Here is a 21480-nt window from a genome sequence, read left to right on the forward strand (position 1 = left end):
TTCGGCCGCGATCAGGCGAAGACGAAATCGGTCAGCGGTGGCGTGTCCAGCGGATCGAGGGGTTCGGGGCCGAGGTGGAGCTCCGGAGGAATGGCAGAAAAATCAGGCTCTGGCGCGGTGAACAGATCCGGATGGAGAACCGGCAGCAGCACCATCGGGTCATCGTCCGGCTGCACGAGCGGGCTCGGCGGCGCAGCCTTGACCGTTGGATGGTCGGTGCTGACCTTGGCCGGCAGGGCTGCCTTGCCGCCCGGCCCCTTCACCGCATCGGCAACCGGGTCGAGCACCGGGTCGATCACCGCCAGCCCAGGCGGCGCATCAGCCGGCTTGCCTTCGGCCGCCGGCAGGGCGGCCTTGCCATTCGGCCCCTTCACCGCATCGGCAACCGGGTCGATCACCGCCAGCCCGGGCGGCGCATCAGCCGGCTTGCCCTCGGCCGCCGGCAGGGCGGCCTTGCCATTCGGCCCCTTCACCGCATCGGCAACCGGGTCGAGCACCGGGTCGATCACCGCCAGCCCGGGCGAGGCATCAGCCGGCTTGCCCCCGGCCGCCGGCAAGGCGGCCTTGCCATTCGGCCCCTTCACCGCATCGGCAACCGGGTCGAGCACCGGGTCGATCACCGCCAGCCCGGGCGAGGCATCAGCCGGCTTGCCCCCGGCCGCCGGCAGGGCGGCCTTGCCATTCGGCCCCTTCACCGCATCGGCAAGCGGGTCGAGCACCGGATCAATCACCGCCAGCCCGGGTGAGGCATCAGCCGGCTTGTCCTCGGCCGCCGGCAGGGCGGCCTTGCCATTCGGCCCCTTCACCGCATCGGCAACCGGGTCGAGCACCGGATCAATCACCGCCAGCCCAGGCGGCGCATCAGCCGGCTTGCCCTCGGTCGCCGGCAGGGCGGCCTTGCCGCCCGGCCCCTTCACCGCATCGATGCCTGGCTGGACCGCCTCGTGAATGGGCACCGCGGCCGGGCCGTCATGGCCGCTCGCCCCCTCATCGCCACGCGCCGCCAGGGCCGCCTTCGCCGGCTCGCCTCGCCCGGAGCCCATCGACCTCTCCACCAACGTTACCGGGATGGTGAGTTCGAGTGCCGCGCCCAGCATGCCGGATGCGGTGGTGGTCACAGTGACCAGCGCCGGTGCCAGCGTGGGGGCCAGGGTCGGCGCGATCGCCTCGGTCACCCTGGGCACCGCCGGGGGATCGGCGGGTTGGGCGGCATCGGCCGCCGGCTCGCCCTGCCTGACGACCTCGACCCGCGCCGGCCGTTCCACGGGCGTCGGTGCGCTCCAGCGATGATGCGGGGCTTCCTCCGTGACCTCCGTGACCATGGCCAGCGCCGGCGCTTCGGCTTGCTGCGGTGCCGGCCGATCGGCCAGCGGATGCGGCAGGATTTCGACCGGCGGCAGCCAGGCGGGCGCCGTCCAGACCGGCGGGGCCGCCGTCTTCACCACCTCGGCCATCGGTGGCGGCGGCGCGGCATGGGTGGTGGTCGGCTCCGCCACCGCGACGCGGACGGCGGGCCTGGCGGCCTCGGCCGGGGCATGGTCGATGTCGCGCGGCAGGGCCTCGCGCGGCGCGGACTCCCGGCTGGCGGCGTGCTGCGGTCCCATCGCCAGCACCTCCGCCAGGCTTGGCGGCGTCGCCTCGCTGGCGGCCCGTGCCGGGGCCTGGCCCAGCCCGGCCATGGCGCTGAACAGGGCAAGGCCCGGCACCTCCGCAGCCCGCACCTCCAGCCCGGCCAGCGGTGCGATCGGCAGGGTGGTGGTCGGGATGATGGTGGTACCGCGCGGCGCCCGCGGGGCGGCGGGGGTCTCCGGCAGGGCGGTGGAAGCGACGAACGACTCGGCGCCCGGCTCCGGGCCGAAGGGCGCCGCCGGGCCGGGGGCGGTTGCCCCGGGCCCGCCGCGCGCGGTGCCGGTCGCCGCCCTGGCTCCGGCACCAGCCTGCGAGGCCGTACCGGACTGCCCCTCCTGCACCAGCGCCGCCGCCAGGGTCACCGTGGGCACGCCGAGGCCGATAACCTCGCCCAGGCTGAAATTGCCGCGCAGCCGCTGGTGCAGCGCCGCCTGGGCCCAGCGGCGGTTGCTCTCGCGCTCCTCCGCCTTGGTGATGACCGCGGCCGGGCGGCCGGGGCGGCGGCGGACCTCATGCGGCTCAAGGAAGGGGACATCCTGCGGGATGGCGGTGCGGGTGCGGAAAAGGACACGCGAACCGTCATGCCCCATGGCAAAGCCTCCCGTTGGTTGCACCCCTGCACGCAGGGGCTGAATGATCTGGAATAGTATACTTACAGGCGATCCGTACGAGTTTGCCCGACTCACAAGGCCGTGCAGTAGCGACCCGGCTTGCCGTAACGGCATCGGCGCGCGAGGCTCCGGGCAACACAACGCACCGGGGGAAGGAACGTCCATGCGTCTCGCCAATAAGATTGCCATCGTCAGCGGCGCCGCATCCGGCATGGGGGCCGCCACCGCGCGGGTCTTCGCCCGGGAGGGCGCCAAGGTCCTGGTCGCCGACGTGCTGGAGGCCGAGGGGAAGGCGGTGGTCGCCGGCATCGAGGCGGCCGGCGGCACCGCCCGCTTCCAGCACCTGGACGTGACAGAGGAGGAGCAGTGGGAAGCCGCGGTCGGCGCCGCCGTCGCCGCCTGGGGCCGGCTGGACGTGCTGGTGAACAATGCCGGCATCAGCGGCAGCGCCACCAACGATCTCTACGACACCGGGCTCTGGGATCGTCTCATGGCGGTGAACGGCCGTGGCGTCTTCCTCGGCACCAAATACGCGGTGGCCGCCATGCGGCAGGCCGGCGGCGGCAGCATCATCAATCTCTCCTCCATCTCCGGCGTGGTCGGGCAGGAGCGGATCCACTGCGGCTACAACGCCTCCAAGGCGGCGGTGCGGCTGCTGACCAAGGCGGTGGCGACGCAGGAGGGCGCGGCGAAGATCCGCTGCAACAGCGTCCATCCCGGGCTGATGCCGCCGATGCGCACCAGCGGCGCGACGGCCGACCCGGTGTTCCGCGCCAAGATGCTCGGCCATGTGCCGTTGGCGCGGTCCGGCGAGGTGGACGAGGTGGCCAACGCCATCCTGTTCCTCGCCTCGGATGAGGCGAGTTACATCACCGGCGCGGAACTCCACGTCGACGGCGGCTATCTGGCCTGCTGACGGCGCCGATCCTCCGGCGTGCCGGGCGGCGGCGGGGCATTTGCCTGGGCACCCGGCGCGGGGTTATTGCTGCGTCGCACCATGCGGATGCAGGCTTCGGCCTGCGTCCTTACAACCGACCGGAGAGCCCGCCGCATGCGCATCGACGCCATCGCCATCGGCAAGAACCCGCCCGAGGATATCAATGTCATCGTCGAGGTGGCGATCGGCGGCGAGCCCATCAAATACGAGATGGACAAGGACGCCGGCACGCTGATCGTCGACCGCTTCCTCTACACGCCGATGCGCTACCCGGGGAACTACGGCTTCGTCCCCCACACACTGAGCGAGGATGGCGACCCGATCGACGTGCTCATCGCCAACACCAGGCCGATCGTCCCGGGCGCCGTCATCAACGTCCGCCCGGTCGGCGTGCTGCGGATGGAGGATGACGGCGGCGGCGACGAGAAGATCATCGCCGTGCCGTCGCCGAAGCTGACCCGGCGCTACGAGTCCGTCCACAACTACACGGACCTGCCGCAGATCACCCTCGACCAGATTCAGCACTTTTTCGAGCACTACAAGGATCTGGAGCCGGGCAAATGGGTGAAGGTCGCCGGCTGGGGCGATGCGGCGGAGGCGCGGCGGCTGATCCTCGAGGCAATCGAGCGGGGCAAGGCTAAGGGTTGAGGGTGAACGGGGGCCTTGCCCCCACCGGGGGGACAAGCGTCCCCCCAGACCCCGGCCTGAGCCGGGAGGTCGCTGTTTGAGGATCGAACCTTCATAGAACTCGCCTGTCCCTTGATTCCAAAAGGGGCTTTCGAGGCTGGCGCCTGGGGCGTCATGGCCCGCTCCCTCCCCGGTTTGCGGAAGACTTTCTCTAGCCTCTGCCCTGGCCGGCGTCCGAGGGCTGCAAGATCCAGCCAAATGGGTGGCGAGAATGGGCAGGCACACGGATTGGGATGGCCCGGGCAATGCGCATGGCCGAGGCGGCGGCAGGATCAAACCCATGCGGTGCCGGCCCCGACCATGATGGCAAGGGAGGCGGCGGGCACGCCGAGTTGCCCGGCGCTCGATCTGCCCTGGACCCTGCCCTGGGAGGACGCCGGAGGCCCGGCCGCAGGCCGAAGGGGCCGGCTCCTTCGCGGCCGAGAGCGGCAAGTGGCGGGATCTGGTCCGGGCGCTGAACATCCGGGTGCCGTAGCGCGTGATCGCCGCGGCCCGGTTGGAAGCGGGTCTGCCCTCCCCATCGGCGGCGCGACGGCGTAGCGTCCGGGCGAATGACCCTTGCCGACCCCGATGCCGCGCTGCGCGTGGCCCTCGCCCGCCATCGCGCCATCGCCACCGGCCTCCTCGCCGGAATGGGGGCGCTGCTCCTGCTCGGCTACGCGCTGCCGCCGGGCTACTGGACGGACATGCTGCAGGCCGCGGCGAAGGCCGGGGTGGTCGGCGGCATCGCCGACTGGTTCGCGGTGACGGCGTTGTTCCGCCGCCCGCTCGGCCTGCCGATCCCGCACACCGCCATCATCCCGAACCAGAAGGAGCGGCTGGGCCAGGGCCTCGGCCGCTTTGTCGCCAACCATGTCTTCACCGAGGCGGAGGTCCACCGGGTGCTCGGCCGGCTCGACCTCGCCGGCATCTTCCGCAGCTTCATGGCCGATCCGGCGGCGGCGCGCCCGGCCGCCGAGGCGCTGGCCGCCTCCCTGCCACGGCTGCTGGCGAGTCTCGAGGACGGTCGCGCCCGCCGCCTGCTGAGCCGGCTGCTGCCGCGCCTGGCGGGCGGGCCGGGCGGCGCCCGCATCGTGGCGCGGGCGCTGCGCGCCCTGGTCGAAGGCGGCAAGCATCACGAAGTCTTCGACCTGGCGATCGCCCAGCTCCGCACCATCCTGGCGGCCAAGGAAGGCCAGCTGAGGACTGTCATCGAATCCCGGGTCCGGGCCGAAGGCGGCGCGCTGGTCGGCTGGCTGGCCGGCGCCGCGGTCGCCCGCAGGATCCTCTCTTCCGTCAATGCCGAGCTGGCGAAGATGGAGCCCTCCGACAGCGACCTCCGCGCCGCCTTCGATGTCTGGCTGCGGGAGGAGATCGACCGGTTGGAAACCGACCCAGAACGCGCCGCCGCCGTCGGCCGGGCGTTGCGCCAGGCGGTGGCCCACCCGACCGTCCATGCCTGGATCGAGGATATCTGGGCGCGGCTGAAAGCCGCCCTGATCGCCGATGCGGCCAATCCGCAGGGCCGCACCGTGGCGCTGCTGGAAGGCGTCTTCGCCAATGCCGGCAGCCTGCTGGAACAGGATGAGCTGGCGCGGAGCCGGCTGAACCGCGCGGTGGAGAGGGTGCTCACCCGGCTGCTGCCGGCGGCGCGTACCCAGCTCGCCAGCTTCATCGCCCAGGTGGTGGCCGGCTGGGACACCGCCCAGGTGACCGAGAAGATTGAGCTGCGGGTCGGCCGCGACCTGCAATACGTGCGGATGAACGGCACGCTGGTCGGCTTCCTGGTGGGTGGGGCGCTGTATGCGCTGCTGACGGCGGTGTTTGGCCGGGTCGCATTCTGAATATGCTTGTGTAGCGCAAGGACGCTGCATGCATATCGCGCCATGCGCACCAACGTCGCGTTCGATGACGGGCTGCCTGCCGAGACCATGCAACGGGCGGCCACCCGACCAGCACGGCGGCGGTCGAGCAGCGGCTAGGGTTGCTGGTGGGCCCGCCCGCCAGCGGGAGGCGGCCGAGGCGCTGTCGGGTGGTAACCGGAGTGGGGCCAGGCCCCCCGGCCCTTCGCCCTCCATGAGGATCAGGTGCCGCTCTGCTGCTCGCGGCCCACACCAGCGTCCTGACCAATGTGCTGCGCCGGGCGGAAACCCCGGCGACTCGCGCCTCCGCCCGGCCGGGGCGAGCCCAACGTCATCGGCGACAACATCCTGCCGGAGGTGCTGCAGGGCGTCTCCAGCGAGGCACGCGCTCAGGCGATCGAGGGCTGGCTCCGCCGCTTCACCCTGGTGCCGATGGTGACCAAGGCGCTGGCCATCCGCGCCGCGGCGCATTGCCGGCGGCTGCGCGGCCTCGGCATCACCCCGCGCGGCATGGCGAATCTGCTGATCGCCGGCTGGTGCATCGCCCATGCGGTGCCGCTGCCGCATGTCGACCGGGATTTCGACCGGATCGCCGGGCCGCTCGGCCTGCCGATCCAGCCGGTGTGACCCGCTTCCCTTCTCCCCGCGTCGCGTCCAGAGTTGCCGCATGACCCTCGGCCTCGCCATTCTTGACCAATCGACGATCGCCTCCGGCCGCGGCGCCGATGAGGCGATCCGCGAAACCCTGGCGCTGGCCAAGCTCGCCGATACATGGGGCTATGGCCGCTACTGGCTGGCCGAGCACCACAACAGCCAGTCCCACGCCGGGGCGGCGCCGGAGATGCTGGTTGCGGCCATCGCCGCCACCACGGGGCGCATCCGCGTCGGCACCGCCGGGGTGATGCTGCCGCATTACGCCGCACTGAAGGTGGCCGAGCAGTTCAAGGTCGCCGAGGCGATCGCCCCCGGCCGGATCGACCTCGGCCTGGGCCGCGCCCCGGGCAGCGACGGCCGCACCGCCTTCGCGCTGAACCCCAATGCCAATCAGGCCGCCGATAATTTCCCCAATCAGGTGATGGACCTGCTCGGCTGGCTCGGCGACGGGCTGCCGGAGGGGCATGCGTTCCGCGCCGTCGCCGCCATGCCGGCGGTGCCGACCCGGCCGGAGGTCTGGATGCTCGGCTCCAGCGACTACGGCGCCCAGGTCGCGGCCTATTTCGGCCTGCCCTACTGCTTCGCCCATTTCATCTCGGACGCCGGCAGCGAGCAGGTGATGCAGCTCTACCGCGAGCACTTCAAGCCGCATCCGGGCAAGCCGGGCCGGCTGGCCGCGCCGCATGCCGCGCTCGGCGTCTTCGCGCTGACCGCGGATACCGAGGCGGAGGCCTGGCGGCTCTACAAGTCGCGCGAGCTCTGGCGGCTGTTCCGCGACACCGGCCGCTTCCCGCCGCTGCCGAGCGTCGCGGAGGCCGAGGCCTACCCCTATTCGGCGATGGAGCGGGCGCATCTCGACCGCATCCGGGCCAAGGCCATCGTCGGCGCGCCGGAGCAGGTGAAGGCGAAGCTGGAGGCGCTGGCAGCGGCGCATGGCGCGCAGGAGGTGGCGGTGCTCAGCCCCTGCCACGACGCCGCGGCACGGCAGCGCAGCTACCGGCTGCTGGCCGAGGTGTTCGGCCTGACGTCGGCGGTGCCGGCCGCCGCCTAGGGCAGCGTCACCCGGCGCCGCCCCCCTCCCGCCGCCCTGTCAGCCCCGTCCCACCGCCACGGCAGGGATGGCCTCCGTCCGGCGCCGTTCCACCTCCTGCCCGATCCGCGTGGCGAGCCCGTCGCTCACGGCGATCATCGGCAGCCGCACCTCGGGGCTGTCGATCAACCCGGCACGCCAGAGCCAGTGCTTGATCGGCGCGGGGCTCGGCTCCGCGAACAGCAGCCGCGGCAGGTCGCAGATCGCGCGCCAGGCCGCCAGCGCACCGGGCCCGTCGCCCTCGCGCAGCAAGGCGGGCACCGCCGCGAAGGCGCGCGTCTCGACATGCGCGGAGGCCACGATGCCGCCTTCGGCGCCCTGGGTCAGCATGGGGTGGAAGAAGGCGTCCTCGCCGGTGAGCACCGCGAAGCCGGGCGGCTTGCGGCGGAGCAGGTCGAAGGATTGCGCCATGTCGGCCGAGCAGTCCTTTACCCCGATGATGTTCGGGCGCGCGGCGAGGTCCAGCATCGCCGCATTGCCGAGGTTCACCCCCGTCCGGTAGGGGATGTTGTAGATCATGATCGGCCGCGCGGTGGCCTCGGCCAGTGCGGAGAAGTGGCGGAGCATCCCCTCCTGGGACGGCCGCGTGTAGTAGGGGCAGGTGACGAGATAGCCATCGAGCGGCCATGCCGCGCTGCGCTCCAGCGCCTGCGCCACCTTCCGCGTGTCGCTTCCGGCGAGGCCCAGGAAGAGGGGCAGGCGCCGCCCGGCCGCGGCCAGCGCCCCGGCGGCGAGGGCGACCAGGCGCTCGACCTCCGCCTCGTCGAGGGTGAGACCTTCGCCCGTCGTGGCGGCGAGGATCAGGCCGTCGATTGGCTCGCCGGCATAGTGCCGCACCAGCCGGCGCAGCGACGTCTCGTCGAGCATGCCGTCGCGGAACGGCGTGACAAGCGGCAGCCAGAGGCCGCCGGGTACCGGGTGGCTCGCTTCCATGGGGGTCCGTCTCCTCTCGTGCCGGAGACGGGACCTGAAAGTGACCCCGTCCAAACCGGCGGGGTCCAACCTGATCCTGTGGCGCTGTGGCTTACCGCGCGCGACGATCCAGGGTGCCCCTTGCGGGGCACTTCTTCGAGGTCGCGGGCTTGGCGCAGCGGTGGATCATGTCGCCATCATTCCCGGTGGGGATGGAAACCGTCAAGGGAAGGGCCGCTCTCAGGAAAGCCCTCCGGCCGGCTGCGGTGGCGCTGGCGCCGCGGCCGCCGGTGCCGCCACCAGTCCAGCACCGGCCCCAGCACCAGCAGCGGCGAGGCCGCCACCACCGCCAGGGCGAAGCCCGCCGCCCAGAGCCGTGCCCCGAGCGCAAGGCAGGCGACGCTCAGCGCCGCCAGCCCGCCGGTCAGCCCGGCGCCGAGCGCCGCCCAGCCCAGCAGCCGCAGGTGGCGCGGGCCAAGCCATTCCGGCGGCTCGGCGGTATCGGTCCGTGGGGTCCCATCGCGCCCGACCTCGTAGAGACGGCGCGGGTCGACAACAAAGGGTGGCTGGCGCTGCTCGGCCACCGTTCAGCGGCGGAGCACCACGAAGCGTACCGGGCGGCCTCCCCCGGACGCTCGCAATCGCCGCATTCGCCACCAGATCGAGACGAAGGCGATCAGCCCGGCGCCGAGCGCCACCGGCAGCAGCAGGCCGACAAAGAGGACGGCGAGCGCCACCACCAGCAGCCCGCCGGTCACCAGGGTGACCAGCAGCGCCGCGCCGCCAAGCCGCGCCAGGGCGCGGTCGACCCAGCCGCGCTGCGAGGGCGGCAGCGGGTCGCGGAATTCCCCGTCCGGTGTCATGTCGAGAACGGGCGGGAGCGGGTCCCGGCCATGCGGGCCGGAGCGCCGGGAACTGTCCATGACCAGGATGTTGCCCGTCGCCCGCCATGGTTCAAGGAGGAAATTCAAGCCCCGGCGGCCGGCACGGCCAAAAACCGGCCCGGCCGCGGTGGCCTCCGCCGGCCCGGCCCAGCCTTACGGCGGCATTGCACCTTGTCCATCCGGATGCCTCCGGCCGGTCCTGGAGGCACGAAACGGGGCCGGTGGTGTTCAGGCTGGCGGCATAGGCAGAGGGCGCGAGCACCCCGGGGAAACCCTGGGTCAAACTCCACGATCCGTGCGGATCCCTCCTTCTCCCGGCGCTGGTCGCCGCCCGGCCGGTGGTGACGATGCCCATCGCCCGCGCCTTCTTCCGGATCGCCGCACAGCGCATCCTCGTCGCCTCCACCGCCACCGATTGGTTCGGGTAGAAGGGCGAGATTCTGCGCTAGGTCTTCTTCCATTCCATCCTGCTGACGCGGCTGGCTCGGCATCGCGCTACCCTGCTGCCCTGCCATGGAGACATCAATGCGGCCCGTCCTTGCCCAGGCGCGCGGCGCCCTGCTGGTCCTGCCAGTCGGCGCCGCGGCCCAGGGAACCCCTGGCTGTTCCCGTGGGGTAGCCCGGGCGGGCTGTCCGGCGGCGACCCATTCGATGCCGATGCCGATGCCGATGCCGACCAGGACCGGCGCGTCACCCATGATGAGGTCTGGAGCTGGATGCGCCGCCGCTTCGAGCAGTCCGACCGCCACCGCAGCGGTACGCTGGAGCCTGGGGAGATCGCCGGCCACCTCGAGGCCCAGGCCAGCTTCCGCGCCGCCGACGCCGACCGCAACGGGCGGGTGACGATGAAGGAGCTGCGGACGCATCCGGATGCCTGGTTCCGCACCCATGACGCCAATGGCGATGGGCAGCTGGTGCGGCATGAGGTGCCGAAGCGCCGGCTGGCCCGGCCGCCGCCGGCACAGCCGCAGCGCCTCCGGGCTGACCTCAGCCGAGTGGCCGCACCACCAGCGTCGTGCCGTTTACCGCCTCCACCCGCACCTGCACCGGCCCTTCCGGCACCCGAACGTCGCGCGGCAGCCGGGCCGGCCAGTCGCTGTCGCCGATCCGCACTCTGAGGCCGGGGCCGTCCATCGGCAGCAGCAGCCCGCTGCGGCCTACCAGCCCGGATTCCGGCGCATTCACCGCCGGCCCCGCCGGCCGCAGCCGGCGCAGCCGCAGCGACAGGGCGATGCCGGCGCCGAGCAGCAGGATGAATACCGCCACATCCGTCCCGAAGCCGGTGACGGTCAACAGCTTCACCGCCCCGGTGCCGGTCGCCGCCAGCCCGACCCAGATCAGGAAGACCCCCGGCAGCGCCAGTTCGGCGAGCAGCAGCAGCAGCCCGGCCAGGATCCAGATCAGCCCCGGCTCCATGGCCCCGTCCCTTCCGGCAGTCCAGGGGGCGGGGGCGGCGCCGGGAGCGGCGCCCCGCCGGTCCCCCGCAGCAGCTCCAGCGCCTGGGTGATGCCGCCGGCGAGGCCAGCCGACTCCATGGGCACGATCACCAGCTTGTTGGCGGGGTTGCTGCCCATCGCCTCGAAAGCTTTCACGTATTTCTCGGCGATGAAGTAGCGCAGCGCGCTCTCGCCCGCACCTGAGGCGGCCTCGGCCACCATGCGGGTGGCCGTCGCCTCGGCCTGGGCCAGGCGCTCGCGCGCCTCGGCGTCGCGCATGGCGGATTCACGGCGCCCCTCGGCGGCCAGGATCAGCGCCGCCTTCTCGCCCTCCGCCCGCAGCAAGGTGGCGCGGCGCTCGCGCTCCGCAGTCATCTGCAGGTTCATGGCGCGGACCAGGTTGTCCGGCGGCTCCACCTTGCGCAGCTCCACCCGGCTGACCTTCATGCCCCAGGGCTCGGTGGCGCCGTCGAGGATGGTGAGCAGGGAGGAGTTGATGCGCTCCCGGCTGGACAGGGTCTGGTCGAGGTCGAGTTCGCCGATGACGGCGCGAATGTTGGTCATGGTCAGGGCGGTCAGCGCCGCCTGCATGTCCTGCACCGCATAGGCTGCCTTCGCCGGCTCCATCACCCGGTAATAGACGATGCCGTCCACCGCGACCGAGGCGTTGTCGCGGGTGATGACCGATTGCTCGGGGATGTCGAGCACCACCTCCTGCACGTTCAGCCTGCGGCCGACCTGGTCGATGAAGGGGATGATGATGTTGAGGCCGGGCTGCAGCAGCCGGGTGAAGGCGCCGAAGCGCTCCACCGTCCAGACCTCGCCCTGCGGCACGGTGCGGATGCCGCGGGCGGCGGTGAAGAGGGCGAGCAGGAGAAGGACGATCAGGACGGTCTGCACAGCGGTCATCGACAACTCCGCAACGAGATCGAGATGATCTTACCCTGCCCCCGACATTTTCCGAACCGCGATCGGCGGCAGCCTGACTGAAGGGCGGATTCACGCTTCGGGGCGTTCGCGCCCTCCGCGATCCGCCCTAGTCTCGCCTTGCGACAAAGGGAGACGCGACATGCCAGGCAATACGGCGCCGCTGACGGTACGGCTGGATGGGGTCAGGGTGGCGATCACCGCCGGCGCCGGCGGCATCGGCCGCGCCCTCGCCGATGGGTTCGCGAGCTGTGGCGCGCGGGTCTTCCTCTGCGACGTGGACCGGGAGGCGCTGGCGGCCTGTCCCCACCCCAGCACCTACGCCGACATGGAAAGCGTCGAAGGCTGCGAGGGCTTCGTCGATGCCGCCGTCGCCCATCTCGGCGGGCTCGACGTGCTGGTGAACAATGCCGGAATCGCCGGCCCCACCGCGCGGGTCGAGGATGTGACGCCGGAGGCCCTCAGCCGCACCCTGAAGATCGACCTGGAGGCGATGTTCCACTGCGCCCGCCGCGCGGTGCCGGCGCTGCGGGCCGCGGGCGGCGGCTCCATCGTCAACCTCTCCTCCGCCGCCGGGCGCTTCGGCTTTCCGCTGCGCAGCCCCTATGCCGCGGCGAAATGGGGGGTCATCGGCTTCACCAAGTCGCTCGCCATCGAGCTGGGGCCGGAGGGCATCCGGGTGAACGCCATCCTGCCCGGCCTCGTCGCCGGCGATCGCATCCGCCGGGTGCTGGAGGCCAAGGCACAGGCCAATGGCCGCAGCTTCGCCGAGCAGGAGGCGGAGGCGTTGCGGCCGGTCTCGCTGCGCTGCTACGTCACCCCTGAGGACATCGCCAACATGGCGCTGTATCTCTGCTCCCCCTTCGGCGCCACCATCAGCGGCCAGGCGCTGGCGGTGGACGGCGACATGCAGTCGCTGATGTAGGAGGCCGCGCATGGATCCCATCCGCTCCTTCGACGAGCTTTCGGTCGGCCAGGACTTCGCCTTCGGCACCATGGTGATGCCGCTGGAAGAGATCCTCGACTTCGCCCGCCGCTACGACCCGCAGCCCTTCCATGTGGATCCGGTGCGCGCGGCGGCCGGCCCCTTCGGCGGCCTCATCGCCAGCGGGCTGCACACCCTGGCCGCCACCTTCGGCCACATGCTCCGCACCGGCCTCATGGAGCAGGTCTCGATGGGCGGCGCGGGGATGGAGCTGCGCTGGCCGGCGCCGGTGCGGCCAGGCGATGAGATCGCGGTGACCGGACGGGTGGAGGAGCTCACCCCCTCCCGCAGCAAGCCGGACCGCGGCGTGGCGCGGTTCCGCTACACCGGCACCCGCACCAGCGACGGCGCGGTGGTGCTGGAGGTGCTGGCGACGCACATCCTGAAGCGGTAGGGCGTGATCGCCCGCGGCCGGAACAACCGGAAGCGCGAGGCACGCGCAGCCAACAAGGCCGGAGCCTGCTTGCTTCAGCTTGTTGAAGCAAACACGCCTTAGGGCGGATCGTGGAAGGCGTGAACGCCGGCTCAGCCAAGGCCTGGCCGGATCAGCCCTGTGGCAGCCGCACCACCACCCGGCCGCCGGCGGCGGCGCGGTCGATCTCCAGGGTGGCGCCGGCCTCGCGGGTCAACGCCATCGCCACCCGCATGCCGAGGCCGCGTGACTGACGCGGCTCGAAGCCTGGCGGGAAGCCGGGGCCCTCATCCTCCACCGCCACGACGATATCCGTGCCCTCCCCGGCAATTCGCAGGGTCACCGTGCCGGCCCCGTATTTCAGCGCATTGGTCAGCAGCTCGGTCACCACGATGCCGAGCGGCGAGAGCCGCTCCGGCGTCAGCAGCATCTCCGGCTCGACCACCAGCCGCAGGTCGCGCCCGGCCACGCCACGCACCAGCGAGCTGCGCAGATCCTCGACCAGCCCGTTGAAATAGCTGCCGACATCGCTCTGGTTGCTGCCCAGCGCCTCGTACAGCCGGCGATGCACCGCGGCGAAGGTGACGACCCGGCCGGCGGCGTCGCGCAGTTGCGCCGCGGCCTCCGGGGTGGCGCGCTGGGCCTGCATCAGCAGCAGGCCGACGACGCGCTGCAGGCTGTTCTTGACCCGGTGGTGGATCTCGCCGGCGAGGAATTCCTGCTTCCGCAGCAGCGCCTCCCCGTCGGCCTCCCAGGCCCGGCGGGCGGTGACGTCCAGCAGGGCGCCAAGCACCCGCGGCGCCTTCTCGCCCCGCCGGCCCGGCATCCGGCTGCCCTGGACCCGCAGCCAGCGCAGCGCGCCATCCGCCCGGCGCAGCCGGAATTCGAGGCCGATGTCGTCGCTGCGGCCGGCTCTTACGGCATCCATCGCCGCATCGAAGGCGGCCCGGTCGGCTGGCAGCACCCGGCGGCGGAGGCGCCGCATCACCAGCCCCGGCCGCACCCCGCCGCTGGCGTGCAGGCCGAGCAGCGTCGCCACGCCGATCGACCAGTGCAGCCGGTCCGCCGTCGCGCACCATTCCCAGACACCGATCTCGGCCGCCTGCTGCGCCGCCTCCAGCCAGGCGGCGTGGTCGTGCGCGGCGCGTTCCGCGGCATCGCGGGCAGCGCGCTCGCTGGCCAGCGAGGCGCTCAATTCCGCCAGCTCGGCCAGGCCGCCGCCCGCGGCATCGGGTCGGGCCAACCGGCGCAGCGCCAGGCCCAGCCGCCGGGTCAGCAGCAGCGTCATGGCGAGCGCCGCGGCCGCCACCAGCATCACCAGCCCGGCGAAATCGCGCACCGAGGCGTAGCGGGCCGCGCTGAAGCCGGGCTCCGGCGTGCTGATCGCCACCGTGTAGCGGAACACCGGGGTGCGGGCGACCGCGGCTGTCACCGGCTCGGCCTCCAGCCAGTGGAGTGCCTCCACCATGCCTTCGTCCTTCACCACGAAGGCGTCCCGCAGGCGTGCCGGGGCCGGCAGGCCGAGCGCCTCGGCCTCCCGCCGGGTGCGCGCCACGATGGTGTTGCTGCGGTCCAGCACGGTCGCCACCCAGCCGGGGGGAAGCTCCGGCTGGACCAGCAACGCCGAAAGGCGGCTGCTCGGCAATGTGACACTGAGGACCTGCTGCACCGGCGCGGTCGGCGCCGCACGCACCGGCACCGCGAGGACGATGCGCCGCTGGCCGTTCGCGCAGCCGGCGGCGAGATCGCCGATCTCGGTGCGGCCGGTCTGGAAGACGCGCATGACCTCCGGCGGTGCCGGCAGGCCGGCCGCGATGTCCTCGGGGAGGGCGCCGGTGTTCATGCGCTGCATCCCGTCGGGCGTCGATACGGAGATCGCCAGCACGCCGAGCGCTTCGGTGACGGCATGCGCGGCATCAAGGAAGCTGCCGTAATCCCTGGCGAGCAGGGCGGGGTTGAAGGCGAGGCCGTGCACCAGCGCCTCGGCCCAGAGGAATTCATGGTCCACCACCCTGGCGAGGGCACGGGTGGTGGCGAGCATCTGGGCCTTGTACTCGATCCGCGCCGCGCTATGCGCCTGCCAGAGGGCGAGGCCGGTAAGCCCGGCCAGTGCCGCAACCAGGCCGAGTACCAGCATCACCAGGCGTCCGCGTAGGCTGGGTGCCCGTGAGGGCACCGCAGGAGCACATGCGGCATAGGCATGCCGGCCGACTGGCACAACAGTCGAAAAATTGCTCATTCGTGATGATAATGTTGTCACATGGGAATGGACCTACAGCAATATCGAGACCTCGCGACATCGTTTATTCTCGGAACATGCGCAATCATCGGCAGGTGAGGCTTCGTCGCCACAGGGTGACGCCGTGCTGGCGGGCCGTGCTCGCGGCCTGTTAGCGTCGGCCTTGGGGGCCTGCGTGCCACCCGCAAACGACGGGGCCGCCAAAGGCCCCGCAGGGAGGAGGATCCGTGATGCAGCGCCGTGCCCTGCTACCGATGCTTGCCGCTCTACCCCTCGCCGCCCGCGCCCAGCCCGCCGCGCCGGCTGTCTGGAGCCCCGACCGGTCGATCCGCATGCTGGTCGGCTTCGCCCCCGGCGGCAGCACCGATACCACCGCCCGCGTCGTCGCCCAGGCGCTGACCCCCGCGCTCGGCCAGTCGGTGCTGGTGGAGAACCGGACCGGCGCCGGCGGCAACGTCGCCTCCGAGGCCGCGGCCCGCAGCGCGCCGGACGGCTACACGCTGGTGATGGGGGCGATGGGCACCCATGCGGTGAACCAGACCCTGTACCGCAACCTGCCCTTCCATGTGGCGCGCGACTTCGCCCCGGTCTCGCTGGTGGTCCTCAGCGCCTGCCTGCTGGTGGTGCATCCATCCGTGCCGGTACGCAGCGTGGCGGAGCTGATCGCCCTGGCGAAGTCCCGCCCCGGCGGGCTCAACGCCGGCACCGGCGGCGCCGGCACCTCCCAGCATTTCGCCGCGGTGCTGTTCGAGAAGGAGACCGGCGTGCGCTTCACCCAGATCCACTACCGCGGCGGTGCGCCGGCGATGGCGGATCTGGTCTCCGGCCGGGTCGACCTGATCTTCGCCCCGGTGGTCGAGAGCATCAACCAGGTCCGCGCCGGCCAGGTCCGGGCCATCGGCATCACCTGGCCGGAACGCTCGGCGGAGCTGCCGGAGGTGCCGACGGTCGCCGAGACGGTGCCCGGCTACGCCTTCCAGAGCTGGCTCGGCGTCTTCGCCCCGGCGGGGACGCCGGCCCCGGTGATCACCCGGCTGTCGGAGGAGATCGCCGCGGCGATGAAGCCGCCGGAGATGCGGACCCGCATGCGCCAGCTCGGCTACGAGCCGGTCGGCAGCACGGCGGAGGAATTCGCCAGCTTCCAGGCCGCCGAGATCGCCCGCACGGCGGAGCTGGTGCGGCTTTCCGGGGCCAGCGTGGAGTAGGCGCGCCACTCGGCCCAGCCTCGCCGGAAGATGCGTCAGGCTGCGGTCGGCGTGGCGCATCCGCCAGAGCAGCATGCGGGGGCGTGGCGGGCATCGAACGGCGCGCCCTCCGTCACGAGCCGGTGGTTCCTCGCATGGAGCTTGGTGAGCAGCGCGGCCCGCGCCGGGTCGCAGGGCGCGCTCTGGCCAAACCGCGGGGTGCCCCAGCGCGCCGGGGCAACTGCCCTGCCATTCGTCGGCGACAATCGGGAGAAGATTGCAGTGGCGGGGCGTGCTTGGATTGTCTCCGGTCCGTGGGGAGTGTCGGAATTTCCGTGTATGGCCGGTCGGTTGAACGACACGGTCAGGCCATGGCCTTATTGAAGCGGTTGCCGAACAGGACGGCGAACTGGGCCTTGGCCATGGACCACTCACGCGCTGGCATGGTCCATTCCTTCTCGGTCCTGCTCAAGACCAGATAGAGCAGCTTCAGTGCGGCCTCGTCGGTCGGGAAGTGGCCGCGGGTGCGGACCGCGCTGCGCAGCTTGGCGTTCAGCGCCTCGACCGCATTGCCGATCTGCTGACCCTGAAGGCGGATGGCCGGTACGGGCTGCACGACATCACCCAGCGCCAGCACGCCCTGCAGGCCGCCCGGCAGGCCGAGCGCGCGGGCGGCGATGCGGCGCTGATCACCGCCTGCCTGCTGCACGACATCGGCCATCTGGTGCATGACCTCGGCGACCGCCCGGCGGAGCAGGGCGTCGACGACCGGCATGAGGCGCCGGGCCACGCCTTCCTCGCCGCCTGGTTCGTGCCGGAGGTGATCGAGCCGGTGCGGCTGCATGTCGCCGCCAAGCGCTATCTCTGCGCCACCAAGGCGGATTACTTCGCCAAACTGTCGAAGGATTCGGTGCTGAGCCTGGCGCTGCAGGGCGGACCGATGTCGGCGGCGGAGGCGGCCCATTTCGCCGCCCTGCCCCAGGCCACGGCGGCGGTGCGGCTGCGGCGCTTCGACGAAGCAGCGAAGGTGAAGGATCTGGAAACGCCGACGGTGGCGCATTTCCTGCCCTATGTCGCGGAATGCCTGAAGCCCGAAGCGGGCTGATCGGCCGGTTCACCCGACGCTTCGGGCGCCGGGATCGGATCACGCGCCGGGCTCTGAATCGACCGCGGTCTCTCACTCGGCATGCGCGGGCCACCGGCACGCCGTCCCCGTCCACCGCCACATGGTACTTCGTGCCTCGCTTGGCCCGTTCCGTCGGCTTGGGGTCGGTGAGGTCACAGCCGCGCTTGGCGCGCGGAGCATCTATCCAGGTTCAGGTCGGGATGGCCGCGCAGCATCCCGACCGGCAGGGCACGCACCCGCGCCAACAAGCCCGTCTCGGCCCAGGTCGATCACCGGTGCGACGGGATGCGAGATCCTGAAGTCCAATGCCGCTGTCCATAGTCTGATGAGACCCAATCATTGAGCAGCGGCAGCGCGAGCGGTCAGACCAGATCAACCGTGAGTGGCTTTGGGAGCGGACCCTAAGCTCGACTTTAGCCAATTTCGGCGCCACCGCGAGCGCAGCCTTTTCCGCCATTTTGCGCGGGTCCCGGGCGCGCGCCGAGCGTCTGTGAGGGGATTTCGAGCTGTCTATGCTCAGCCGATAGAGCAGCAAACCCAACCGCTACGAGGGGCATTCAAGGCAACGAGCAATTTTGTCGCCGGACGGTCAGGAAAACTGGCCTAATTTCAGCTTAGTCCAAATATACGAGAAAAATAAGGGCCACAATGGGCCCTATATAATGTTATTATAATATTTGTCTCATCTATACTTAGCGGTTTATATCCTCTTTACCGTTCGGAGAACCATCTCCTCCACCATTGCCAAAGCCGTTATTTCCTTTTTTTCCAGGCTTTCCGTGAGTAGGTGGTGGAGTAGGGCAGCAAGGATCACATGGATCGTAGTAGGATGTACCGCCGCTGACCTGATCAAGCTCTTCAAGAGTAAGTTTGCGTAAAGATGAAATCATATCTTAATTCCTTTCCTGGATAATAGAAAAGCAAAGAAGCGTTTCCCTTTTTACAGAGATATTGGCTAACAGCATCGCGCAGGAGGCTAGATGTCAGCAAACATATGAACACAGCTTCAAGATGTATATGTCAATGAAATCGCGATTTTATCATTCAATGCCGTTTCTTCTAATTCGGTTGTATCTGAGCTGGGCTTTGGCCAATTTCGGGCAAACACCTGCAAGGTCAGTGACTTAGCTTGCACTGCCTCGTTCAGAATAAAGCCTTGAAATTATTAGAGCCTCTTCGAGAATTGGCCAAAGTCGAGCTAAGTGCGGCTCAGGCGGATATCCACCTCGCGGTCCACATAGGCCCATTCGGCGGTCTGCCGCAGGCGGCGAACCAGTTCCTCGAAATCCGCCGCGTGCTCCGGCGCGTATTCGAACCAGGTGAGGAAGTCGAAGGGCTCACCCAGCTCGCGGCTGTGGTACAGGCGGCGGGCGACGGCCGGCAGGTATTCCATGCCGATGCCGATATGTCGCGACTGCTCCTCCAAGATCGCCCGGCGTTCATCCTGCGCCAGTGCCCACCAAGCCTCCGTCTTGCGGATAGGGATCAGCGCGGCGCGGGTCGCCTGCGGCCGCAGCAGCCCCTGCTGCACCGCGCCCAACGCGTTCAGCTCCGCCCGGTTGGTGTAGCGCGGATTGCTGGTCACGCCGCGCAGCGCCCAGGCGGCCTCCGGCGGCGGTGCGGCGCCGGCGCCTTCCAGCACGGCCAGCCGCGCGGCCATGGGCAGCGCCTCGCCGATGACTGGGCTGACGCGATCGACCTGCCAGAGGCCCGAGGTGCAGCCGACGAAGGTGACGAGGAGCGGTGGCGGCATGGCGCATCCTATTGCCATCGCCTGCCGCACGACAGTTCCCGGCTGGCACGCAGTGCCGTGCGAGCCGGCCGGCGATCCCGCAAAACCACAGGTATTTGTAAAATTCGCCCCCAGGAACAATGGGTTTGATGGCCACACATCTAGCTGGAATGCTCTGGAAACAACGCCTTACGGATAGATCAGCACATCTCCAGGTATCTGAGTTCGCTCGAATTTCCGAGATGTGCATGTCCTAGGATCAGCTCCGACCATGATGGTGTAGGCGCGCGTTCAGGCTCGGGGCCGGGTCCTTCGCTTCTGCCGGACACTCTCCCGGGACCTCAGAACACCCCCATCGCCAACCCCGCGGCGAAGCCGGCGCCCAGTTCCTCGCAGCGCGCCAGCTCCGCCGCCGGGATGGTCTTCGGCGCCAGGATCGCCTCCGGTGTCTGTGCCCTGGTGCAGACCAGGATCGGCTCGGCGATGGCGCGCAGCCGCCAGCCGGTGGCGATGCGGGCAAGCTGGCGGATCGCGTTCTGCCCGTCGCTGCCGGCGCAGACCATCACCGCGTAAGGTCGCCCCTCGATGCGGCCGAGCACCGGGTAGTAGCAACGGTCGAAGAAGCTCTTCATCGGCCCGGCGATCGCCGCCAGGGTCTCCGGCGTCGCGAAGATCACCCCATCGGCGTCCAGCAGCGCCTCCGGCCCGGCATCATCGGCGTGGCGCAGCAGCACCCTGGCCTCGGCGGCCGCGCCGCGCGCCGCCGCCTCGGCCATCTGCCGGGTGCCGCCGGTGTTGGAGTGGAACACGATCAGCAGCGTCCTCATCCACCGCGCCTCCGGGACTCGCCGGCGCACCGATCCGGCCTATGCTGCCGGCAACGCCAGCCCAACGAATAAGGACGCGCAATGCGCATCGAGATCCTCTGCACCGGCGACGAGATCCTCACCGGAAAGACCGTCAACACCAACTACGGCCATATCGCCCGCCGGCTGGTCGAGGTCGATCTCGGCGTGCATTGGGGCACCACCGTGGGCGATGACCGCCCTGCCCTGCTGACCGCCTTTCGCCAGGCCGCGGCGCGGGCCGAGGTGGTGATCGTGAACGGCGGGCTCGGCCCGACGGTGGATGATCTCAGCCAGGAGGTCGCGGCCGAGGCGGCCGGAGTGCCGCTGGTGCTGCACGAGCCCTGGCTGGCGCGCATGGAAGCCTTCTACGCGAAGCGCAACCGGCCGATGCCGCCGAACAACCGCAAGCAGGCGATGCTGCCGGACGGCGCCGAGTTCATTGATAACCCGATCGGCACCGCCTGCGGCTTCGCCGTCACCATCGACGGCGCCCGCTTCTACTTCACTCCCGGCGTGCCGCGCGAGATGCGGCGCATGCTGGACGAGCAGATCATCCCCCGGCTGCTGGCGAAGGAAGGCCGCGCCAGGGTGACACGGCTGAAGCGCTTCCACTCCTTCGGCATCGGCGAGAGCCGGGCCGACGACATGCTGGCGGGCATCGAGGCGATGGCGCCGGCGAATGCAGTGAAGCTCGGCTTCCAGGCGCATTACCCGCAGCTCGAAACCAAGCTGGCGGCGCGCGCCGCCGATACCGCGGGGCTGGAGGCGATCCTCGCGCCGATGGAGGCCGAGGTGCGGCGGCGGCTCGGCAATTTCATCGTCGCCGAGGATGACCAGACCCTGGAAGGCGTGGTGCTGGAGGCGCTCGGCAGCGGCACGCTGGCGGTGGCGGAGACCTTGACCGGCGGCGGCATCGCCGCGCGGCTGGTGCAGGGGCCGGGCGCCGAGACGCGGTTCCGCCGCGGCGTGGTGGCGCGCGACCTGGCACAGCTCGGCGCCGCCTGTGGCGTGGCGGTGGCGGTGATCACGCCGGAGGCGGCGGCGCAGGTGGCGGCGGGCCTGCGCGAGAGCAGCGGCGCCAGCCATGCGCTGGCGGTGCTGGTGGCGCTGGAGGAGGGCAATGATGCCGGCGGGCGCATCTGCCTCGGCGTCGCCGATGCCACGGGCACGGTCTCGCGCGAGGCCAGGCTGATCGGCAACCGCGACTGGGTCCGCCTGGGCGCGGCGGAACTCGGCCTGGACGTGCTGCGACGCCGGCTGCTCGGCCTGCCGGTCGAGGAGCGGGTGGATTTCGAGCGGCGCTGACCCGGGCTGGAGATGAAGCCGGGGTCAGCCCGCGGCGGCGT

The 21480-nt window shown here is 70.8% G+C and carries 19 protein-coding genes and 2 pseudogenes; 11 read left to right on the plus strand and 10 right to left on the minus strand.

All coding sequences use genetic code 11. The annotated features are described in order from the left end of the window. Positions 1–11: 11 nt before the first annotated feature. Positions 12–2219 carry a hypothetical protein gene (locus H7965_RS00595; RefSeq protein ID WP_186768575.1) on the minus strand — a complete coding sequence of 736 codons (2208 nt, stop codon included), beginning with the start codon at positions 2217–2219 and terminating at the stop codon, positions 12–14. A 184-nt stretch (positions 2220–2403) separates the two neighbouring features. On the opposite strand from H7965_RS00595, the gene H7965_RS00600 reads away from it, so the two are divergent. From H7965_RS00600 to H7965_RS00620, 5 genes are all read left to right on the plus strand, one after another. After that, positions 2404–3156, plus strand: coding sequence for a glucose 1-dehydrogenase (locus tag H7965_RS00600; RefSeq protein ID WP_186768576.1), 753 nt, complete (start codon positions 2404–2406; stop codon positions 3154–3156). 135 nt (positions 3157–3291) lie between these two features. Next, complete coding sequence (ppa, locus tag H7965_RS00605; protein ID WP_186768577.1) at positions 3292–3825, plus strand: inorganic diphosphatase; 534 nt, start codon at positions 3292–3294, stop codon at positions 3823–3825. Positions 3826–4415: 590 nt separating this feature from the next. After that, entirely contained in the window at positions 4416–5687 is a 1272-nt protein-coding gene (locus H7965_RS00610) for a DUF445 domain-containing protein (protein ID WP_186768578.1), read from the plus strand. Positions 5688–5972: 285 nt separating this feature from the next. Further along, entirely contained in the window at positions 5973–6332 is a 360-nt protein-coding gene (vapC, locus tag H7965_RS00615) for a type II toxin-antitoxin system VapC family toxin (protein ID WP_186768579.1), read from the plus strand. Between the two features lie 40 nt (positions 6333–6372). Beyond that, positions 6373–7410: an LLM class flavin-dependent oxidoreductase gene (locus H7965_RS00620; RefSeq protein ID WP_186768580.1), complete on the plus strand. Its 1038-nt coding sequence runs from the start codon at positions 6373–6375 to the stop codon at positions 7408–7410. A gap of 39 nt (positions 7411–7449) precedes the next feature. Here the strand turns inward: H7965_RS00620 and dapA are convergent, their stop codons facing one another. The 3 genes from dapA to H7965_RS00635 form a co-directional block, all read right to left on the minus strand. Beyond that, positions 7450–8382 carry a 4-hydroxy-tetrahydrodipicolinate synthase gene (gene dapA / locus H7965_RS00625; RefSeq protein WP_186768581.1) on the minus strand — a complete coding sequence of 311 codons (933 nt, stop codon included), beginning with the start codon at positions 8380–8382 and terminating at the stop codon, positions 7450–7452. A 176-nt stretch (positions 8383–8558) separates the two neighbouring features. Next, positions 8559–8945, minus strand: a complete 387-nt coding sequence (locus tag H7965_RS00630) for a hypothetical protein (protein WP_186768582.1) — start codon at positions 8943–8945, stop codon at positions 8559–8561. A 3-nt stretch (positions 8946–8948) separates the two neighbouring features. Then, positions 8949–9284, minus strand: a complete 336-nt coding sequence (locus H7965_RS00635) for a hypothetical protein (protein WP_186768583.1) — start codon at positions 9282–9284, stop codon at positions 8949–8951. Positions 9285–9961: 677 nt separating this feature from the next. On the opposite strand from H7965_RS00635, the pseudogene H7965_RS31880 reads away from it, so the two are divergent. Further along, positions 9962–10105, plus strand: a pseudogene (locus tag H7965_RS31880) (hypothetical protein); the annotation flags it as partial. Positions 10106–10232: 127 nt separating this feature from the next. Here the strand turns inward: H7965_RS31880 and H7965_RS00640 are convergent. Both H7965_RS00640 and H7965_RS00645 read right to left on the minus strand, forming a co-directional pair. Beyond that, positions 10233–10661: an NfeD family protein gene (locus tag H7965_RS00640; protein ID WP_186768584.1), complete on the minus strand. Its 429-nt coding sequence runs from the start codon at positions 10659–10661 to the stop codon at positions 10233–10235. Beyond that, positions 10646–11590 (minus strand): SPFH domain-containing protein, encoded by a 945-nt coding sequence (locus H7965_RS00645; RefSeq protein ID WP_186768585.1) that lies wholly within the window; start codon positions 11588–11590, stop codon positions 10646–10648. Before H7965_RS00645 ends, H7965_RS00640 begins: the two co-directional genes overlap by 16 nt. Before the next feature lie 160 nt (positions 11591–11750). Between H7965_RS00645 and H7965_RS00650 the strand changes: the two genes are divergently transcribed. Next, positions 11751–12533, plus strand: a complete 783-nt coding sequence (locus H7965_RS00650) for an SDR family oxidoreductase (RefSeq protein WP_229682426.1) — start codon at positions 11751–11753, stop codon at positions 12531–12533. Between the two features lie 10 nt (positions 12534–12543). Further along, on the plus strand, positions 12544–12987 hold the full coding sequence (locus H7965_RS00655; protein ID WP_229682427.1) for a MaoC/PaaZ C-terminal domain-containing protein: 444 nt from the start codon (positions 12544–12546) through the stop codon (positions 12985–12987). 151 nt (positions 12988–13138) lie between these two features. On the opposite strand, the gene H7965_RS00660 is transcribed toward H7965_RS00655, so the two are convergent. Next, on the minus strand, positions 13139–15142 hold the full coding sequence (locus H7965_RS00660) for a sensor histidine kinase (RefSeq protein WP_186768586.1): 2004 nt from the start codon (positions 15140–15142) through the stop codon (positions 13139–13141). Positions 15143–15474: 332 nt separating this feature from the next. Between H7965_RS00660 and H7965_RS00665 the strand changes: the two genes are divergently transcribed. Then, on the plus strand, positions 15475–16449 hold the full coding sequence (locus H7965_RS00665) for a Bug family tripartite tricarboxylate transporter substrate binding protein (RefSeq protein WP_186768587.1): 975 nt from the start codon (positions 15475–15477) through the stop codon (positions 16447–16449). A 343-nt stretch (positions 16450–16792) separates the two neighbouring features. Here H7965_RS00665 and H7965_RS00670 read toward each other — a convergent pair. Then, positions 16793–16999: pseudogene (locus H7965_RS00670) on the minus strand (transposase); the annotation flags it as partial. On the opposite strand from H7965_RS00670, the gene H7965_RS00675 reads away from it, so the two are divergent. Then, positions 16943–17533: an HD domain-containing protein gene (locus tag H7965_RS00675; RefSeq protein WP_222440408.1), complete on the plus strand. Its 591-nt coding sequence runs from the start codon at positions 16943–16945 to the stop codon at positions 17531–17533. The pseudogene H7965_RS00670 and the gene H7965_RS00675 overlap by 57 nt on opposite strands. A gap of 1219 nt (positions 17534–18752) precedes the next feature. On the opposite strand, the gene H7965_RS00680 is transcribed toward H7965_RS00675, so the two are convergent. Next, positions 18753–19307 carry a chlorite dismutase family protein gene (locus tag H7965_RS00680; RefSeq protein ID WP_222440409.1) on the minus strand — a complete coding sequence of 185 codons (555 nt, stop codon included), beginning with the start codon at positions 19305–19307 and terminating at the stop codon, positions 18753–18755. A gap of 320 nt (positions 19308–19627) precedes the next feature. Beyond that, complete coding sequence (locus H7965_RS00685; protein ID WP_186768588.1) at positions 19628–20113, minus strand: flavodoxin family protein; 486 nt, start codon at positions 20111–20113, stop codon at positions 19628–19630. A gap of 81 nt (positions 20114–20194) precedes the next feature. Between H7965_RS00685 and H7965_RS00690 the strand changes: the two genes are divergently transcribed. After that, positions 20195–21439: a CinA family nicotinamide mononucleotide deamidase-related protein gene (locus H7965_RS00690; RefSeq protein WP_186768589.1), complete on the plus strand. Its 1245-nt coding sequence runs from the start codon at positions 20195–20197 to the stop codon at positions 21437–21439. Positions 21440–21480: the final 41 nt, after the last annotated feature.

Origin of the sequence: Siccirubricoccus deserti (genome assembly GCF_014283215.1) — a bacterium.
Taxonomy (GTDB): domain Bacteria; phylum Pseudomonadota; class Alphaproteobacteria; order Acetobacterales; family Acetobacteraceae; genus Siccirubricoccus; species Siccirubricoccus deserti.

Bases quoted from the DNA above. Each gene is read 5' to 3' on its own strand.
- H7965_RS00595 (WP_186768575.1), bottom strand. From the start codon at position 2,219: ATGGGGCATGACGGTTCGCGTGTCCTTTTCCGCACCCGCACCGCCATC.
- H7965_RS00600 (WP_186768576.1), top strand. From the start codon at position 2,404: ATGCGTCTCGCCAATAAGATTGCCATCGTCAGCGGCGCCGCATCCGGC.
- ppa (WP_186768577.1), top strand. From the start codon at position 3,292: ATGCGCATCGACGCCATCGCCATCGGCAAGAACCCGCCCGAGGATATC.
- H7965_RS00610 (WP_186768578.1), top strand. From the start codon at position 4,416: ATGACCCTTGCCGACCCCGATGCCGCGCTGCGCGTGGCCCTCGCCCGC.
- vapC (WP_186768579.1), top strand. From the start codon at position 5,973: ATGTGCTGCGCCGGGCGGAAACCCCGGCGACTCGCGCCTCCGCCCGGC.
- H7965_RS00620 (WP_186768580.1), top strand. From the start codon at position 6,373: ATGACCCTCGGCCTCGCCATTCTTGACCAATCGACGATCGCCTCCGGC.
- dapA (WP_186768581.1), bottom strand. From the start codon at position 8,382: ATGGAAGCGAGCCACCCGGTACCCGGCGGCCTCTGGCTGCCGCTTGTC.
- H7965_RS00635 (WP_186768583.1), bottom strand. From the start codon at position 9,284: ATGGACAGTTCCCGGCGCTCCGGCCCGCATGGCCGGGACCCGCTCCCG.
- H7965_RS00640 (WP_186768584.1), bottom strand. From the start codon at position 10,661: ATGGAGCCGGGGCTGATCTGGATCCTGGCCGGGCTGCTGCTGCTGCTC.
- H7965_RS00645 (WP_186768585.1), bottom strand. From the start codon at position 11,590: ATGACCGCTGTGCAGACCGTCCTGATCGTCCTTCTCCTGCTCGCCCTC.
- H7965_RS00650 (WP_229682426.1), top strand. From the start codon at position 11,751: ATGCCAGGCAATACGGCGCCGCTGACGGTACGGCTGGATGGGGTCAGG.
- H7965_RS00655 (WP_229682427.1), top strand. From the start codon at position 12,544: ATGGATCCCATCCGCTCCTTCGACGAGCTTTCGGTCGGCCAGGACTTC.
- H7965_RS00660 (WP_186768586.1), bottom strand. From the start codon at position 15,142: ATGCTGGTACTCGGCCTGGTTGCGGCACTGGCCGGGCTTACCGGCCTC.
- H7965_RS00665 (WP_186768587.1), top strand. From the start codon at position 15,475: ATGCAGCGCCGTGCCCTGCTACCGATGCTTGCCGCTCTACCCCTCGCC.
- H7965_RS00680 (WP_222440409.1), bottom strand. From the start codon at position 19,307: ATGCCGCCACCGCTCCTCGTCACCTTCGTCGGCTGCACCTCGGGCCTC.
- H7965_RS00685 (WP_186768588.1), bottom strand. From the start codon at position 20,113: ATGAGGACGCTGCTGATCGTGTTCCACTCCAACACCGGCGGCACCCGG.
- H7965_RS00690 (WP_186768589.1), top strand. From the start codon at position 20,195: ATGCGCATCGAGATCCTCTGCACCGGCGACGAGATCCTCACCGGAAAG.